General features: G+C 52.6%; 17 protein-coding genes. 10 read left to right on the plus strand and 7 right to left on the minus strand.

Translation table 11 applies throughout. The features are described from left to right. Positions 1–146: 146 nt before the first annotated feature. From ABV298_RS02630 to ABV298_RS02650, 5 genes are read left to right on the plus strand one after another with little or no spacing between them, the layout of a single operon-like run. Positions 147–686, plus strand: a complete 540-nt coding sequence (locus ABV298_RS02630; protein ID WP_353720645.1) for a hypothetical protein — start codon at positions 147–149, stop codon at positions 684–686. Beyond that, positions 683–1840, plus strand: coding sequence for a response regulator (locus ABV298_RS02635; protein WP_353720646.1), 1158 nt, complete (start codon positions 683–685; stop codon positions 1838–1840). The genes ABV298_RS02630 and ABV298_RS02635 overlap by 4 nt, the downstream gene beginning before the upstream one ends. A gap of 6 nt (positions 1841–1846) precedes the next feature. After that, positions 1847–2185, plus strand: a complete 339-nt coding sequence (locus tag ABV298_RS02640) for an STAS domain-containing protein (protein ID WP_353720647.1) — start codon at positions 1847–1849, stop codon at positions 2183–2185. Positions 2186–2188: 3 nt separating this feature from the next. Further along, positions 2189–2761 (plus strand): anti-sigma regulatory factor, encoded by a 573-nt coding sequence (locus ABV298_RS02645; RefSeq protein ID WP_353720648.1) that lies wholly within the window; start codon positions 2189–2191, stop codon positions 2759–2761. Continuing rightward, on the plus strand, positions 2758–3873 hold the full coding sequence (locus tag ABV298_RS02650) for an acyltransferase (protein WP_353720649.1): 1116 nt from the start codon (positions 2758–2760) through the stop codon (positions 3871–3873). Before ABV298_RS02645 ends, ABV298_RS02650 begins: the two co-directional genes overlap by 4 nt. A gap of 6 nt (positions 3874–3879) precedes the next feature. Here ABV298_RS02650 and ABV298_RS02655 read toward each other — a convergent pair whose 3' ends face one another. From ABV298_RS02655 to ABV298_RS02665, 3 genes are all read right to left on the minus strand, one after another. Next, complete coding sequence (locus ABV298_RS02655) at positions 3880–4875, minus strand: glycosyltransferase family 1 protein (protein ID WP_353720650.1); 996 nt, start codon at positions 4873–4875, stop codon at positions 3880–3882. Between the two features lie 40 nt (positions 4876–4915). Next, positions 4916–5065, minus strand: coding sequence for a hypothetical protein (locus ABV298_RS02660; protein ID WP_353720651.1), 150 nt, complete (start codon positions 5063–5065; stop codon positions 4916–4918). 69 nt (positions 5066–5134) lie between these two features. Further along, the gene (locus ABV298_RS02665; protein WP_353720652.1) at positions 5135–6487 is read right to left on the minus strand and encodes a lipopolysaccharide biosynthesis protein; all 1353 of its coding nucleotides are present in this window, start codon (positions 6485–6487) and stop codon (positions 5135–5137) included. 158 nt (positions 6488–6645) lie between these two features. Here ABV298_RS02665 and ABV298_RS02670 point away from each other — a divergent pair, with 158 nt between their 5' ends. The 5 genes from ABV298_RS02670 to ABV298_RS02690 all read left to right on the plus strand — a co-directional run bounded on the left by ABV298_RS02670 (position 6646) and on the right by ABV298_RS02690 (position 11761). Continuing rightward, positions 6646–7512 carry a glycosyltransferase family 2 protein gene (locus tag ABV298_RS02670; RefSeq protein ID WP_353720653.1) on the plus strand — a complete coding sequence of 289 codons (867 nt, stop codon included), beginning with the start codon at positions 6646–6648 and terminating at the stop codon, positions 7510–7512. A 12-nt stretch (positions 7513–7524) separates the two neighbouring features. Continuing rightward, on the plus strand, positions 7525–8190 hold the full coding sequence (locus ABV298_RS02675; RefSeq protein WP_353720654.1) for a glycosyltransferase: 666 nt from the start codon (positions 7525–7527) through the stop codon (positions 8188–8190). A 126-nt stretch (positions 8191–8316) separates the two neighbouring features. Next, positions 8317–9084, plus strand: coding sequence for a glycosyltransferase (locus tag ABV298_RS02680; RefSeq protein WP_353720655.1), 768 nt, complete (start codon positions 8317–8319; stop codon positions 9082–9084). Between the two features lie 63 nt (positions 9085–9147). Then, entirely contained in the window at positions 9148–11319 is a 2172-nt protein-coding gene (locus ABV298_RS02685) for an ATP-binding protein (protein WP_353720656.1), read from the plus strand. After that, on the plus strand, positions 11255–11761 hold the full coding sequence (locus ABV298_RS02690; RefSeq protein WP_353723129.1) for an Hpt domain-containing protein: 507 nt from the start codon (positions 11255–11257) through the stop codon (positions 11759–11761). The genes ABV298_RS02685 and ABV298_RS02690 overlap by 65 nt, the downstream gene beginning before the upstream one ends. A 4-nt stretch (positions 11762–11765) precedes the next feature. Here the strand turns inward: ABV298_RS02690 and ABV298_RS02695 are convergent, their stop codons facing one another. From ABV298_RS02695 to ABV298_RS02710, 4 genes are read right to left on the minus strand one after another with little or no spacing between them, the layout of a single operon-like run. Next, a complete protein-coding gene (locus ABV298_RS02695) occupies positions 11766–12950 on the minus strand; it encodes a glycosyltransferase (RefSeq protein ID WP_353720657.1) in 1185 nt (394 codons plus the stop codon). Positions 12951–12998: 48 nt separating this feature from the next. Then, the gene (locus ABV298_RS02700; protein WP_353720658.1) at positions 12999–13853 is read right to left on the minus strand and encodes a beta-1,6-N-acetylglucosaminyltransferase; all 855 of its coding nucleotides are present in this window, start codon (positions 13851–13853) and stop codon (positions 12999–13001) included. Next, entirely contained in the window at positions 13850–15334 is a 1485-nt protein-coding gene (locus ABV298_RS02705) for an O-antigen ligase family protein (protein ID WP_353720659.1), read from the minus strand. The genes ABV298_RS02700 and ABV298_RS02705 overlap by 4 nt, the downstream gene beginning before the upstream one ends. Then, positions 15334–15480, minus strand: a complete 147-nt coding sequence (locus ABV298_RS02710; RefSeq protein ID WP_353720660.1) for a hypothetical protein — start codon at positions 15478–15480, stop codon at positions 15334–15336. Before ABV298_RS02710 ends, ABV298_RS02705 begins: the two co-directional genes overlap by 1 nt. Positions 15481–15488 lie beyond the last annotated feature (8 nt).

Genomic DNA, 15488 nt, shown 5'->3' on the forward strand with positions numbered 1-15488 from the left:
ATATTTTAATTGATTTGTAGAATTATTTCAAATTTAACAATAAAACCATAGCTTTAACCGAAATCCGGGGTTACCTGCCCGTTTTTGTAAAAAACATTTCCGAAAGCATTCCCGACGGCCTCCCGGTCGGCAAACGATTTCCCAGCGTGAAACTCAACCGTCTGCTCAACGACCCCGAACCCGGCGACAACCGGCCCGGTCCGCAAGGACAGGACCTGGTGCGCGTGGAAAAGAAGGTAGCGGAACTGATAGAAGTGATAGAGCAGGCTGGCATCGACGCGCACCATTCGCGGCAATACCAGCGACGGATCGCGGATGCGTTCCAGCGCTCGTCCGAAACCCGGAAAAGGATCGCGCCGTTCAGGGAATTCGATCAGGATAATAATCTTTCCCGGGAGGAGCTGCTCGAAGGCCTGGAAAAACTGCTGGCCGAGCACCGGATCGATAGCCGGATGAACGCCCCCAAACGGGGGAAAATCGTACAAAAAGGCCTGATGTTCGTTATCGCGATTCTTTTGATCGTTTCCGGGTTTGCGATGATCATCATGCCCGCCCCGCCCAGTTTCGAGCTTTTCACGGTATATTACTTCAATGTCGACGACGGTGTAACGATTATGGACCTCGTGTCACTGCTGGTCATATTCGGTGGCGTGCTCATGTTTGTATTAAATTTCAACTGGAAATGACCAGTTTCCCCGACCCGCCGGCCACCGTCAAGAAGATCCTGCTCGTAGAGGACAACCTGCTGTTCCGCAAGGTGGTGGAAAATGCGCTGGTAAAAGCGGGGTACATTTGCGTCCTGAGCGAATCTGCGACCAAAGCCCTGGAACTACTGCACGAAGAAACGCCCGATCTGATACTTTCGGATTACGATATGCCCGAAATGAACGGCTTCGACTTCCGGCAGGCCGTGCTGCTGAACCCCGATATCAGCGACATCCCGTTTGTGTTCCTTACATCGTTTACAGACAACAAGCTGGTGCTCGAAGGCCTGAATATGTCGGCACTGGATTTCATCAACAAGGAAACACCAATCCCGGTGATCATTTCCAAGCTGAATAACATTATCAAAACCCTTGAAAACGAACACGTAAGGTCGATAAGGGAGTTAAAAGTGGCGGCCGAGGCGCTGAATGTAAAGTCGGTCCCTACCCAAGCGCCCGTCGTAAGCGGCTACCGGATCCGCTATTGGCACCGGGGTTACCGTGGCTATCCCGGCGGGGATTTTATCGACTTCGTGCAAGTCGACAGCCGCTATTGCTTCGCGTTTCTGGGCGATATTATGGGTAAAAAATGGAAGGCGTGGTTTTTCACATTCGGCTTCCTGAGCTACATCCGGGCGGCGATCCGCTTCTGCGTACTCGATCAGGATTTCGACCTCGCGACTATCGTCCAGAAGATCAATAAGCTGATCTATCTCGACGAAAGCCTTCAGAATATCCTTTCAAGCCTTTCCCTGCTCCTGCTCGACACGCGCACGGGCGAGGTGCATTACACGGGCGCGGGCGACCTGCCGCTGGTCAGCCATTCTCCGAAGAACGGACGGACTTCCACAATTCAATCGGCAGGATTACTGCTCGGGCTGCTGGAAGACGGACGCTACGACAGTCGGGTTATCCGGATGCAACCCGGCGACCAGCTTGCAATTTTTACCGATGGCATGATCGACATTCCCGCTAACGGTTCGAAGAAAAGCGACTACCCGTTTTTTGTAGAAAAAATAACCCCTTATCTGGGGCAGGCCGATAGTTTCGAGCTGATCAGCAAGCACGTTCTGGACCTTATCGACGACAGCAACCAGATGGACGATGCGAGCATCATTTTTATAGAAAAACAATAGTTCTTTATGATACTGAAAGTTGAGGAAATGAACCGCGTGGTACAAGCCACGATTTTGCCGGAAGAAGCAAGTCTGGGAAATGCGGATGCTTTCAAGGAAGAGATGATCTCGGTTATCGGACGGGGGATTCGCCTGGTAATCGTCAGTTTTGAAAATGTGAACTACATTGACAGCTCGTTCCTGGGCAGCCTGGTGGTCGCGCTGAAATACGCCATGCCCCGCAATGTGGACATTTACCTGGTTTCTCTGAAACCGGACGTTAAGAACCTGCTGACGCTCATCCGGATGGACAAGGTATTCAGGATATTCAGCAACTTCGAAGAGGCGATGGGATCACTGGGCTAACGTATGAGGGAGGATTCTGATCACATTCGAATAGTTTTCAAGAGCAGCCGGGAGGCGATTCCGGGTACGTTGAACCTGTGCCTCGACCATATCCGGCGAAAAGCCGGCGCTTCGCAACCCGGCGAAGATCTGATGGCCAAAATAAAATGGGTGATCATGGAGCTGCTTACCAATGCCGTCAAGCATTCGGGCGAGCGGGAAACGGTGCTTAAAATCGGGCTCACAGCGGACGCGCTCATCCTCGAAAAAGAGGATTACGGCAAGCCTCTCATACTTGTAGGGCAGGATAAAAAGAAAATCATGTGGCCGCTCGAACACCTGGCGCGGCCGGTCGACTTCCCTATTTACCATAATGGCATGGATTCGCTGTGCGTGCGTACCGATCAATCGGGCCGGGCGGTATTCTTTATCGAGCAACTGGCCGAAATGGAAATGCCCGCGTTGTTGTCCGACACCAGCGAGCATTTCGGGCTGCTGATCATGACCAAAGCCTCCGACGAATTTGCCTACGAACACGATCCCGACACGGGCCTCAACCGCTTTATCAGCATATTCTACCTCAATCCTCCGGCATGAAACACCGTTTCGAAGTTCTCGACATTTTCCGGGGGCTGTTCGCGTCGCTCGTTTTCCTGTTCCACCTCGGACCATTCGCGAACACGCCTGTTCTTAACAACCGCTTTGTCGAAAATTCCGACATGTTCGTGGATTTCTTCTTCGTACTCAGCGGCTTCGTCATCGCGTACAGTTATCAGTCGCTCGCCAATCAGACGCAGTTCGGACTCTTTCTTAAAAAGCGGTTCTATCGCATTTATCCGCTGCATTTGTTCATGCTGCTCGCATTTGTGGGAATGGAAATGGCCAAAAACCTGCTTGCTCCGTACATCAGGGTCAACAATCTGGTGAATCCGGCGAACAACATTTACACATTCTTCACTTCGCTTTTTCTGATCAATTCCACACCGGTACCAGGGGTAAAAGATGTAAGCTGGAACATTCCCAGCTGGTCAATCAGCGCCGAAATGATGGCTTACCTCGTTTTCGGAGGCCTGGTGGTTTACCTCCACCGGAGCGGACAATTCCGCGCCCGGAATGCCTGGTACGCCCTGACGATCGTCGTTTCGCTCACCCTATTATGGTCGGTTTCAAACAGCTTTCGGATCAATTACAGCTTCGATTACGGCTTTTTGCGGGGTATTCTGGGATTTTTTACCGGTGTGCTCTGCTTCAACCTGTTCAGCCACACGCATACGGGCGTGCGGGAATGGCCAGCTGCATGGTTTTCGGTTGCAGAAATAACGGCTTTGCTCCTGATAGGTCTCAGTATTTATAACGGCGAGGCGATGAAGCCCTGGGGCGCCGCATTTGAAATACTCTTCTTCATTTGCATTTACACATTCTCATTCGAAAAAGGGATTATTTCAAAAGCGCTGAAAAGCGCGAAAGTGCTGCACAGGCTTGGGCAATACTCCTACTCGATCTATATGACGCACGCGCTGCTGATCAGCCTCTTTAATGTACTTTTCATCAGGATACTCAAATTTCCGCCGGAAGCGTATTCTTACCTTTTTCTATTCAATTTCCTGCTGATTTACTTCGTATCGGCGTGGACGTACAGGCATATCGAAATGCGCTTTCAGTACAAATCACCTAAAAAAGTACATGAAGGAGAAATAGCCCGCAAATAGCGCCTTTCAAGGCTGGATCACCTGTTCGAGATGGTAGTCGATGATGTCGGCGACAGCTTCGATGCGGGTTTCCCAGCTATTTTCCGCCGCAATGGCCAGGCGGTTCTTGCGCAGCCCGGCATGGTCGGCCCGCAATGCGGTGCCGATCGCCCCCGAAAAGCTTTCCGCATTCAGGCAAAATGCGACCGTGCCTTTGGTAAGCTCCTTTAAATCGGGATTGAAATCCGTAGCAACGACGGATTTGCCGGCGCCGAGGTATTCGAACATTTCCGGCGGTACGATGTCGCGGTTTACGTCCTTCCTGAACGGCACGAGCGCTACGTCAAAACCCTTGACAACCGCCGGCATATCGTCATACCCGGCCTGACCGGGAAAATGGACATTACCGGCGGTGAAAAACCAACCCGGTACAGCCCCTTTGGAAACCGGGCCGACGAACGCAAAGCTCTTGTCGGGGTTCGCCTCGGCTACTTTTTGCAGCAACTCGTAGTCCAGCCGGCGATCGATGGCACCGAAATACCCTATGACCGGCCTTTTTAATGCCGCAATCGCCGGATAAACCGGTAAATTCTCATTCAAAGCCTTGCTGCTATGGCCCAGATCGGCCGCGCCGGCCACTAGGTAGGTCGATGCGTTCCGCTTCTTTTTCTCCTCAAACGACTGCCTGTCGCCGCAAATGACCACATCGCTCTGTCTTACCAGAATATCCTCCGAAACAGTTCTGTGCCTGTGAAACGATTGCGCCGGACCATCGGGGCATTGGTAAACTTTCAGCGCGGGTGTGAGGCCGTCGGTCAGTGAGGGGTAATGATAATTGGTAGAATTGATAAAAATATAATCTCTGATCCTGTGCACCTCGAAAATGCTTTTGAGCTTCGTCCGAATCAGAAACTCGTTGAAACGCAGCACGGCACGAAAGAGCCCGCTCTCCGGAAGAAAGCCCGCCGGTAGCAGCAACGGCGGAATGATCACTTTCAGGGTCGATATATCGGTTTCGACCACAGAATGCCCGGTGTTCGGAAAATGCGCACGCCGCGCCGTTCTAAAATCCCCCCAGCGTAAACGGGTGCTCGATGTAATACACCTCATTCTCCCGGGCAAGCAACCTCGCTGTCGCGTAGCTGACGGAACGGACGGACGCGTCAAATCGGGGAAAGCCCAGGATCAGAATCTGATGTCCTTTCAGTTTCATTGGCAGAGCGTATTCAAGAGGTTTACACCGGTACCGGACCATGCGGGCTTCCGGCGTTTAACCTGTAATTTAGAAATTTTTACCATACGCCCTGAGCTTTCTCCACCATACCTTCGCCAGGCCCGCGGCTTCGGCCCAGCCCGTGGTGAACACGCTCAGGACGCTGAATGGCTGGAAACGGCTGAGTCCCCAGTAACCAATGCCTACGCCGATGAGTGTCGGGACAACGCCGGCCATGGCCACGCCGTAAATGCTGCCGGTAATATAAATACCCGCTACCGAGGCAATCACGCTGCCTGCGAGCATGATCAGGACTTTGATAAAATTGATCTGGGGCTGATGGATCACATCGAGTGTCAATGCAAAAAAGCGGTCGAGCGGGTACAGGAGCGCGAATGTCATATACAGGCGCATGATGTTGGCAGCTTCGGAACCCACGTATTTTTCGCCGCCTATGATGTGGATCGCTACGTCCGCGAGGATTACCGCCCCGATGCAGGCCGGTAACAATGCCATGGTAATAAGCCCGGCATATCGTTTCATGGTTTCGATCACTTTGGGCCGGTTTCCCTCGTTGTAGGCGGCCGAGAGCTCGGGCATACCGGTAGCGGCGAAGCTTCGAAGGGGTATTTCGATGATTTCCATCAGCCGCTGTCCGAGGTTGAATACCGCCAGGGCGGCCGGGCCGAGCATGAAGTTGATGATCATCGTATTGGACGTTCCGAAAAGATTGGAACTCAATGTGGTGCCCACGGAAAACTTACCGAAATGGAAGATTTCCCGGATGCAGCCGCCGGTACGGTACCTGAAATCGCCGACCCTTGCCCAGCCCATCGCGATCGTGAAAATGCTCGTCAACGCGGCACCACCCAGGTATGCGTAAATGATATTTTGTAAGTCGGCGGTTTCGGTAAATGCCATGACCATCACGAAAAGGATGAAAAACCCCTGGCTCAGGAAGCGGATACAAAGCAGCTGGTCGAACCGCTGCTCGGCCTGCACTACACAGGAAGCGATAAAATAGGGCAACGATGCGATGTAGATAATGCCGAACCACTCCACGAACAATATCACCGACGGATTTTTGAACCAACCCGAAAACAGGAACGCGGGAATGTTGATCAACGCCAGAATGCCGGTGATGGCCCCACCGATGAACCAGGCCGAACCGACTACCTCGCGCTTGCGTGCGGCGGTCGCGCCCGCGTAGAATTTGATAAAGGCCGTCGTCAGGAACCCCGAACGGAACGTATCCACCAGCAGCAGGATCGACAGAAAGAACACCCACATCCCGATGCCCGTAACAGGCAACGCACGGTACAGGATGATCATGTTGAGCATTCCCAATACCGACATGATCCCGTTTCCGGCGAGCGAAAGAAAATGCTTGTTCCGTAATTTCTGTAACAGCTGAATGGCCATCCGATCACTTAACTTTTCCCGAAGTTGGAGCCAAACGCAATATGCGAAGTAATTTTACAATATTTTTGCACTAAGCTGGAATAATGTTTTAACTTTCCTCGTACTCCCGCACACGGGACTGCCTGCTTGTAAAAGTACGAACCGTTGATTACCGGAATATGGGTTTATTGGGCTTACCTGAATGGATTTTACCGCACCTTTTTACAAACAAGCGATTCGAAGACCTTACCGGGAGCGAAATCCGGGCGTTGCGGGAACGTATCGGCCGCTTCAAGGACGAAGAGCCGGAAGTTTCGGTGGTAATCCCCGCCTGGAACGAAGAGAACAATATCTATCGGACACTGTCGTCGCTTTCGGCCAGCAACACGGCATACAGGGTCGAAATCGTCGTTGTCAACAACAACTCTACCGATGGCACCCAGAAGGTGCTCGACGCGCTGGGCGTCCGCAATTACCTGCAAACCGTGCAGGGAACGCCATTTGCGCGGCAAATGGGCCTCGATCACGCCCGTGGCAGGTTCCACCTCTGCGCCGACTCCGACACGTTCTACCCGCCCGACTGGATCGATCTGATGGTGGCCCCGATGGCCAACGATCCCCGGATTACTGGCGTGTATGGCAACTACGCCTTCATTCCGCCTCCCGGGCAGGGACGGCTCGGCCTTTGGCTTTACGAAAAATTTGCAGGACTGATGATCAAAATCCGAAAGAAAAACCGGGAATACCTCAACGTCTATGGCTTCAATATGGGCTTCGTGACGGAAGTAGGCCGCCGGACGGGCGGTTTCAAGGTAAGTGGTTCCAGGGTTTATGCCAATATTGTCGGCAGTGATTTCGAAAACGAGGCCGAGGACGGCCGTATGGCGTTGAACCTCAAAAAAGAAGGCGACCTGAAACAGGTCACCAGCCCGAAAGCCACGGTTTTTACATCGCCGCGTCGCCTGCTCGACGACGGCAGCATTTCCAGGGCGTTTTTCAACCGGGCCAGGCGGCAATTGCAAGGCATGCGTGACTATCTCTCGTAATACCAGGGCATTATGCAATACCAGTTTCCCGACACAACGTTGTTGATCACCCATTATAACCGCAGCGGCTCGCTCGAACGGCTGCTGGCGACTTTTGAGTCCCTGGAATGCCGGTTTGCCGACATCGTCGTGTCCGATGACGGCAGCAGGCCGGAACACCTCGAAAAAGTGCGGGCACTTGGCGGTCGTTACAACTTCCGGCTCGTTACCACGCCTGAAAACCGCGGCCTGGGCAATAATATCAACAAAGGCCAGGACGCCGTGCAATCGGAATACACATTATATGTACAGGAGGATTTCCAACCGTCCGACATTTTCCCCGCGCATTTCAGGGACGCGCTTACATTCATGCGCGAGGACTCGAAATGGGACATTGTCCGTTTTTACGCCTATTTCGCCTACCCGACGCTGAAACCATTCAAAAAAGGGTATTCGGAAATGGTGTACCGCTTTTGGGACATGAACCATCTGAAATTTTACTGTTACAGCGACCATCCTCACTTGCGGCGGAGCACTTTTCCGGAAAAATTCGGCCGGTACCCGGAAGGCATCAAAGGCGACCTGACCGAATACAAAATGGCTGTCCGTTTTTTGCAAAAAAAGGCAAGGGCCTATTTTTCAACGATTTCACAAAACTGTTTTACCAGAAAAACTCATCCGACGAACCCAGTACCATGAAGCGCGCCGACTGGAAGCTCAGTGAAAACCCGTTCGTCAGGCTTGCCCGCCTGGGCTACCTGCGCTACCGCTGGGTGAAGAATACCCTGGACCTGGTTTTCATGAAATAAACCTGCCATAACCCGTATGAACAAGGAATATTTCTTCGGCGAAGTGACACTGCTCATTACGCATTACAACCGGAGCCAGTCGTTGGAACAGCTGCTCCTTTCGTTCGAAGCGCTGCATTGCCGCTTTGGCGACATTGTCGTGTCCGACGACGGCAGCAAGGCGGAGCACATCGATTACCTGCTCCGGTTACAGAAAAAATACGGGTTCAGGCTCATTACCACACCACAGAACAAAGGTTTAGGCAACAATATCAACAAAGGCCAGGATGCCGTACAGACGCCCCTGACGCTGTACGTGCAGGAGGATTTTACGCCCACCGCCATTTTTCCCGGCAGTTTCGTGCACGCGCTGGACATTATGCGGGAGAAACCGGAAACCGATGTGGTACGGTTTTACGCCTATTTCGAATATCCCTACCTGCGCAATCACGAGCACGGGTATTACCAGATGGATTTCCGCCTCTGGAAGCCCGGCTACCGCAAATTTTACGCGTACAGCGACCACCCGCACTTGCGCAGGAGCAACTTTTTTGAAAGGTTCGGGAGATACGCGGAAGGCCGGAAGGGTGATGTCACCGAGTACCGGATGATGATGTCGTTCCTTAAAAACAAGGGCAAAGCCTATTTTTACAAGGATTTCACCGGTTTGTTTGTACAGAAGAACTCCGAAGCGGAACCCAGCACGATGAGGAGAAACAGGCTCCGCGAAAGCAGTAACTTCTTCCTGACGCAAATGCGGCACCTTTACCGGCACCTGAAATTTAATTTTGACTACCTGACCTGAATATCCTGTCGGTTCATACTGAACCCGATCTCATTCAACCTACAACATCCCATTCCCTGACATATGCCGACCAGCCCCAGAAACGATTCATTCAGATGGTATTACGCGAGTATTTACCTTGGACTGGCACTCATTTTCGGTTCCCAGTATTTTACCTACAAGAACGTCCGCGATCTCTCGCTGAATAACGAGCGGCTGAATGTGACGATCGGCGTGTTGAACCAGACGGCCAATTTCGGGCTGGTAACCAAGGATTTCCAGTCGAATATGCGCGGGTACCTGATCACGCAGAGCGAGCAGCTGCTTTCGGACAATTACAATAAGAAAATCCAGCTCGTGGGCATTACCGACACGCTGTTCAACCTCGTCAAGACAGATCCGGTCCAGACGGGGCGGGTGAAGGAATTGCTGCATATTTCGGGGCAGATCGTCGCCTATTCGCAGAACATCATCAGCATTTACCGTACGCAGGGAAGCGACCAGGCATTCGCCAAAATCCAGGAAGGCGAAGGAATACGGCTCAATAACCTGCTCTCGCGCAAAATCAACGAAATAGACGATTATGAAAAACATAACCTGGACCAGCGGCGCAAGCTGGTTTCCGATACGCAGCAGAACTCGGTCATGTTCATTTTCGTCACCGGCGCCGTCGGGTTCGTACTCACGATCCTTTCCATTATTTTCCTGAACCTCGACAAACGCAAGCAGCAGCTTTTACAAAAGGAAATCAACGAAAAGGAACGGACTGTAAGCCAGTATCTCGAAGCCATCCCCGACGGCGTCATGGTGATCAATAAAGAACGGAAGATCGAGGTGTTGAACCAATCGGGCAGGGAAATCCTCGGTGTGGAGGGCGAAAGACCCGAAACACTCGAAGAACAGGTAAAACGCCTTAAGTTGCTCGACCCGACGCATTACCATGTACGTTTTTCGGCCGACACATTGCCTGTGACCCGTGCATTGCAGGGCGAAAAACTGACCGGCAACAAGATCGACCTGGTCAAGAACGACAAAATTTACCACCTTGAAACAAATGTACAGCCGGTAATCGGTCTCGACGGCGGGATTACCAGCGCCATTACTGTTTTCAGGGACATTACCGAACGCGCCAATTACGAGGCAGCGCTGGAAAAAGCGCGCATCCTGGCCGAAAAGTCGGTGCGCGTAAAGGACATTTTCCTTTCCAATGTAAGTCACGAGATCCGGACGCCGCTGAATGCGATCATCGGGTTTACAAACCTGCTCCTGGGCGAGGTAACCGACCAGAAGAGCCTCGAATATGTAGGTTATATTCAATATGCGGGCAAAAACCTGCTCGAACTTATCAACGACATTCTCGACTTCTCGAAGATCGAGGCCGGGCAGGTGCACCTGGAAAAAGCGCCCGTGTCCATCCGGGAACTTGCCGATTCGATTTCAGCGATTATGCACCACCGCGCGGTCGAAAAAGGCATTGCTTACGAGGCTGTTCTCAAAGAAGGCCTGCCGGAATACATCGAAACCGACAAGCTGCGGCTGACACAGATATTGCTCAATGTATGTGGCAATGCTGTCAAATTCACCGAGCATGGCAGTGTAAAACTCTGTGTCACGCCCGTCGGCGAAGCGGTGAACAACATCCAGAATATCCGTTTCGAGGTCAGGGATACCGGCATAGGCATTCCAAAGGACAAGATCGAGGAGGTCTTCAACCGGTTCGTACAGGCCACCGAAAGCACAACGCGGGTATTCGGCGGGACCGGACTGGGGCTGAGCATCGTAAAATCCCTCGTACAACTTTTTGACGGCACGTTAAATCTGGAAAGCGAATTGGGCAAAGGTTCGGTATTCACGATGGATTTCCCTTTCAAAGTGGTAAAGAACGCCGACCGTCAGGAGGAGATCGAGCAGGAGATCGATATCAATGCTTCGGTAACGTCGCTGCACATTCTAGCCGCGGAGGATAATACACTCAATCAGAAACTATTGAAGGCGATATTCGAACGCCTGAACATTCCGTTAACCATCGTCAACAATGGTCAGGAAGCACTCGGCAAGCTGCGCGAGGAAACCTTCGACATGGTGCTGATGGATATTCAAATGCCGGTAATGGACGGCTACACGGCCATCAGGGAGATCAGGCGGACCATTTCCCCCCACCCTTCCGATCATCACCATGACGGCCCACGCGATGGTTGGCGAAAAAGAAGAATGCCTGAGTATCGGCGCGAACAGCTATATTTCGAAACCGTTTAAGGAAAGCGAACTTTTATACGCCATTGCACATCTTGGAAACAAGGAAAACTACGGAACATCACAAAGCAAAGACTTTGCTCAACAACCTCCTGTAACTAAAATGACAGACTCAATTCTCAATCTCGAGTACCTCACGGAAATCACCGGAGGCGACCAGGAGCTCCGCGACGAACTGATTGCCATGTTTGAAAAAGACAGCCAGGTCCAGCTCGCCAATATCGCCGGGGCAGCCCGGGACAATGATCCCGAGCGGCTCCGCCAGGCCATTCACAAATTCCGGTCATCGCTGTTTTCGGTAGGGTTACTGAACACCGCCAATCAGTACAAGGAACTGGAAGCCATTCTGAAACAAGGCGAATGGAATAGCGAGCTCGACCAGAAACTGACCGACCTGAAAGCCGAATCCGAAACGGGGCTGTCGCAGCTTAAAAACCTGTCGTAATGGGTCACAGGGAAGCACCCGCCTTGCTGATCGCCTTGTAGATTTCTCCTACGCTGTTCTCCCAGGTATGCGAGCTCGCGAACGACCGGCGGGCGGCTGCGAGCTCGTCCGAATTTTCGGCCAACGCCCGTTCGATCAGCTTCACATAATCCTCCTTGCTTTTACCCAGGTACACATGCCCGGCGAATACGCTCATGGCGTCGGTGGCAGTAGCTACGACCGGTTTGCCAACGGCCAGATATTCGTCGATTTTACGCGGGTAGTTGCCGATTGTGACCTCGTTGAGCAACTGCGGATTCAAGCATACGTCGAATGCGTTGATGTACGCCGGCAGATCGGCGATGCTGCGGGAACCGGTAAAGGTTACATTGGGCAGCTTGTGCAGGCTGCTTTGAAGAAATTCATTGTCTTCCGGGCCTACCAGCACGATGTTCCAGCCTGGACGGGTTTCGGCAATGTATAGCAGTAATTCCATGTCCAGCCGGATACTCTGCAATGCGCCCACATACCCGATGCGCGGGCGGGCGATAGGCCGGATATCGGCCGGCTCCGGGGTTTCGTTGCCGGCCATGAAGATGCCGAGGTCGCAACCCTGGCCCACGTAGTAAGAATGCCTGTTGTATCCGGCACAATAGTTGGCCAGGTAGGTGGAATTGGTTACGCAAAGGTCGCTTTTGGCGATGAGCCGCGGTTCCAGGCGCGCGCCGTGCTTCCGCCAGTAGTCGACGGCCAGCATAAAATCACGGGAATAGTAAATAGAAAGGCGGGGGTTGAGCAGTTCTTTCAGGAAAAAGCTCCGGAACATATCATTGTCGTTGAAATGAATATAGTTCGTAAAACCGAGCCTTCGCGTTGCACGGGCGATCGAACCGGCGAAAAGCTGGTTGTTCCTTTTGTTGAGAATATCGAACAGCATGTCCGGCAGCCAGTTGATCGACTCGATCATCTTGTCGGGGTAAAGGATCCAGAGGTTCTCTCCCGCTTCTTCGAGACCGTCGGCCTTACCGTGAACCACCGCCCTCCGCCTGACAATCTTGGGATCATCGCCATTTTTGAGCAGACTGATGCGGTCGAGCGGGGAATTGACATACAATACCCTGTGGTTTTTGGCGAACTCCAGCGCGATGTTCTTGCAATTGCTTCCAATTTCAACATCCCAGGCCTGTTGCCCGGTAATGACAATGTCCATATTGCTGCGGCTAATGCGCGGGTGCTCCCCGCTTTCGTTGGGAATTACTTATGGTTGGCGGTGCCGGATCGCCCCGTCGAGGGCATCCAGCACGGCGGGGAAACGGGCCAGGTCGAATTTCCGCGCATATAGTTTCCCCGACGCCAGGACCCGTTCCAAATCCTCTTCCGTCAATATCTTCGGGCTCGGCTGGCCTTTCGACCAGTCAATATACCGCAAATTATCATTGACCAGAGAAGGCAGGAAAGGCGAATTATACAAAATAGTTTGAAATATCATCTCGTCGGGTGCCCAGGTGAGTTTGAAAAAACGTACAACCTCCGGATGGTTTGCAAGGTATTCCAGAACGTACCGGACGGCATCCATCGTCAGGCTCATCCATTGCGACCGCCCCACAGGTTCCAGGCCGGCTGGCATCTTACGCGCGTGAAGCAGCCTGTTAAGCCATTTCTGGGCCAGATATTTACCCGCAAAATGGTAATTGGTGAGATGGTATTCCGTAATTCTGGGAATCGCTTCCTGCCAGTCCTGATGTACGGGAGAATATTCCATGAAATTCTTTCCATGGTTTCGGGCGAAAAAATCACTGATTTCGCTGCCGCTCCTGACCGGATAATCCGCCCCGCTGAGGAGATTCACATAATCGAAATCCTGGCCGGACCGGGCAATGGCCTTAAAACCCCGTACCGTGGCTTCCACAATGCTGTAAGCGCCCCAGGCCACATTTACGCGGTCGGCGACAAGCGTCATGCGCTCCCCGTTTGTCAGGAAAGGGAATGCAGCCAGGTCGGTTTTGCGGTCGAGGTGTACAAAAATACAGGCATCGGGATCTTCCAGTGCGCCGATCAGCCTCGCCAGCTGCGCCGGGGCGGAATGCGCGAGTATCAGATGGGCTATTTTCATACCACAGGCTTCTGCCGCTCCCGTTCGTCCAGGATGCGGGTAATGTTGATAATCGCGGCGGCCAGATAGAAGTAAATATTCGAAGGGAACTGCACCAGCGCCTCTTGCGGGTAATTACCTATATTATAAGCAAATATCACTAAAACCATCGCAAGGCAATAGGTTTTCAGCTCGGGGTTATCGATCAGGAAATAGTTGCCGATACCTTCCCTCAGAATAAAGAACATAAGCAGGCAGAACAGGAGCAGCCCCACCCACCCCAGCTCGACCGCAATGCGGACATAACCGCTGTCCGGCGGGAAATTAGCCAGGTAGGATTGAGGCGCAAACCGTTGTCCCCAGGCCCCTGTCGCCCCCAGCCCGCCGCCGATCGGATGTGTGAGAATGTAGGGTCGAATGCGCTTCTGGTTGTTTTTCCGCACCTGGAACGAAATGTCGTCGTTCGGTTTAAAGGCGGTCTGGAACCTTACAATGTTGGAATTGGTGGTGGGTACAAAAACGAGGAACAAAAAGAACAGCGCCGCTATACCGGTAAAAAACAAAACGCGTCGGTTAATGCGAAGGATCACAAAAAGTACCATCGCTGCCGGGATAAGCACATAGGCGCCCCGCGTGCCGGAAAAAAGCATCGACGAGAAAAACAGCGCCAGCATCAGCACCAGCAATAGTTTCTGCCAGGTTTTCTTCACGAAGGTCAGCAGCGCAATACAGATAATGCTGCTTGCCACCATATTGTAGGAAAATGCGACCGGGTCGGAAAAAATGGAGAATTTACGCCAGTGCCCGGCGATAAAGAGCAAATCCTCGACGCCTTCAGAATGGAGCCACGCGTCTTCGGCTGCCGAAAAACCGATATATTCCTGCTTGTAGGCATACAATGCCGCAAACAGCGCCAGACCAAGCCATAATTTGAAGATAAACCGCAGGAACCGGATGCTTCGGATCTGATACATAAATACAAAGTAGGTCAGCATCACGATCGCCACAGCCCGGATGGTGTACACCCACGCCAGCCGTGATTCCGCGGCCGGGTTGGCGACCTGGGCAATGTTATACACGATCCAGACGAGGATCATCACGCTGACCGGCCCGCCGAATACCTTCCAGTCGGGACGTCGTTTCTGATGTATAAAAAAACCGAGAATGAGCAGGCACTGTACTCCGTCCATGACCGTTCCGAGCGGGAAGTCGATACCCAGCCGGCCGATGAAAAACAGCAGATAAGCGAGGGTCAGCAATACGGTAATGCCGAATTCGGGATAGGCTACAATACCATACACAACCGGCGGCCCGATCATCAGCGCCAGAATGCCCGCACCGGCCACTATGCCCTTGTAAGCGATTAACACGCCGAATACCAGTGAAATGAGCAGCAACACAACCAGCCCCGCCAACCGGCCGTCAAGCAGCACGCGCAGCTTTTCGATGCCGCCGAGGCGCTCGTGACTCTTTCCGGGAATATGTATCCGAATATCTTTCATTAAAAGAAAAGGATTTTAAAAAACCACACGAACACGCTCGCCAGCGCCAGCAACAGGGCCGCCAGGCGTGCTGTGCGTTGCAAAGGCGTAAGCCCGCTCAAATCGGATGCCCGCCCGCTAACCTTTTTTTCGGGATAAATTTTCATAACAGTGT

Origin of the sequence: Dyadobacter sp. 676 (assembly GCF_040448675.1) — a bacterium.
Taxonomy (GTDB): Bacteria; Bacteroidota; Bacteroidia; order Cytophagales; family Spirosomataceae; genus Dyadobacter.

Excerpts from the sequence above, each read along its gene's own strand:
- ABV298_RS02650 (WP_353720649.1), top strand. The coding sequence starts at position 2,758 with ATGAAACACCGTTTCGAAGTTCTCGACATTTTCCGGGGGCTGTTCGCG.
- ABV298_RS02700 (WP_353720658.1), bottom strand. The coding sequence starts at position 13,853 with ATGAAAATAGCCCATCTGATACTCGCGCATTCCGCCCCGGCGCAGCTG.
- ABV298_RS02670 (WP_353720653.1), top strand. The coding sequence starts at position 6,646 with ATGGGTTTATTGGGCTTACCTGAATGGATTTTACCGCACCTTTTTACA.
- ABV298_RS02660 (WP_353720651.1), bottom strand. The coding sequence starts at position 5,065 with ATGAAACTGAAAGGACATCAGATTCTGATCCTGGGCTTTCCCCGATTT.
- ABV298_RS02680 (WP_353720655.1), top strand. The coding sequence starts at position 8,317 with ATGAACAAGGAATATTTCTTCGGCGAAGTGACACTGCTCATTACGCAT.
- ABV298_RS02665 (WP_353720652.1), bottom strand. The coding sequence starts at position 6,487 with ATGGCCATTCAGCTGTTACAGAAATTACGGAACAAGCATTTTCTTTCG.
- ABV298_RS02635 (WP_353720646.1), top strand. The coding sequence starts at position 683 with ATGACCAGTTTCCCCGACCCGCCGGCCACCGTCAAGAAGATCCTGCTC.
- ABV298_RS02645 (WP_353720648.1), top strand. The coding sequence starts at position 2,189 with ATGAGGGAGGATTCTGATCACATTCGAATAGTTTTCAAGAGCAGCCGG.
- ABV298_RS02710 (WP_353720660.1), bottom strand. The coding sequence starts at position 15,480 with ATGAAAATTTATCCCGAAAAAAAGGTTAGCGGGCGGGCATCCGATTTG.
- ABV298_RS02690 (WP_353723129.1), top strand. The coding sequence starts at position 11,255 with ATGGTTGGCGAAAAAGAAGAATGCCTGAGTATCGGCGCGAACAGCTAT.
- ABV298_RS02640 (WP_353720647.1), top strand. The coding sequence starts at position 1,847 with ATGATACTGAAAGTTGAGGAAATGAACCGCGTGGTACAAGCCACGATT.
- ABV298_RS02685 (WP_353720656.1), top strand. The coding sequence starts at position 9,148 with ATGCCGACCAGCCCCAGAAACGATTCATTCAGATGGTATTACGCGAGT.
- ABV298_RS02675 (WP_353720654.1), top strand. The coding sequence starts at position 7,525 with ATGCAATACCAGTTTCCCGACACAACGTTGTTGATCACCCATTATAAC.
- ABV298_RS02705 (WP_353720659.1), bottom strand. The coding sequence starts at position 15,334 with ATGAAAGATATTCGGATACATATTCCCGGAAAGAGTCACGAGCGCCTC.
- ABV298_RS02695 (WP_353720657.1), bottom strand. The coding sequence starts at position 12,950 with ATGGACATTGTCATTACCGGGCAACAGGCCTGGGATGTTGAAATTGGA.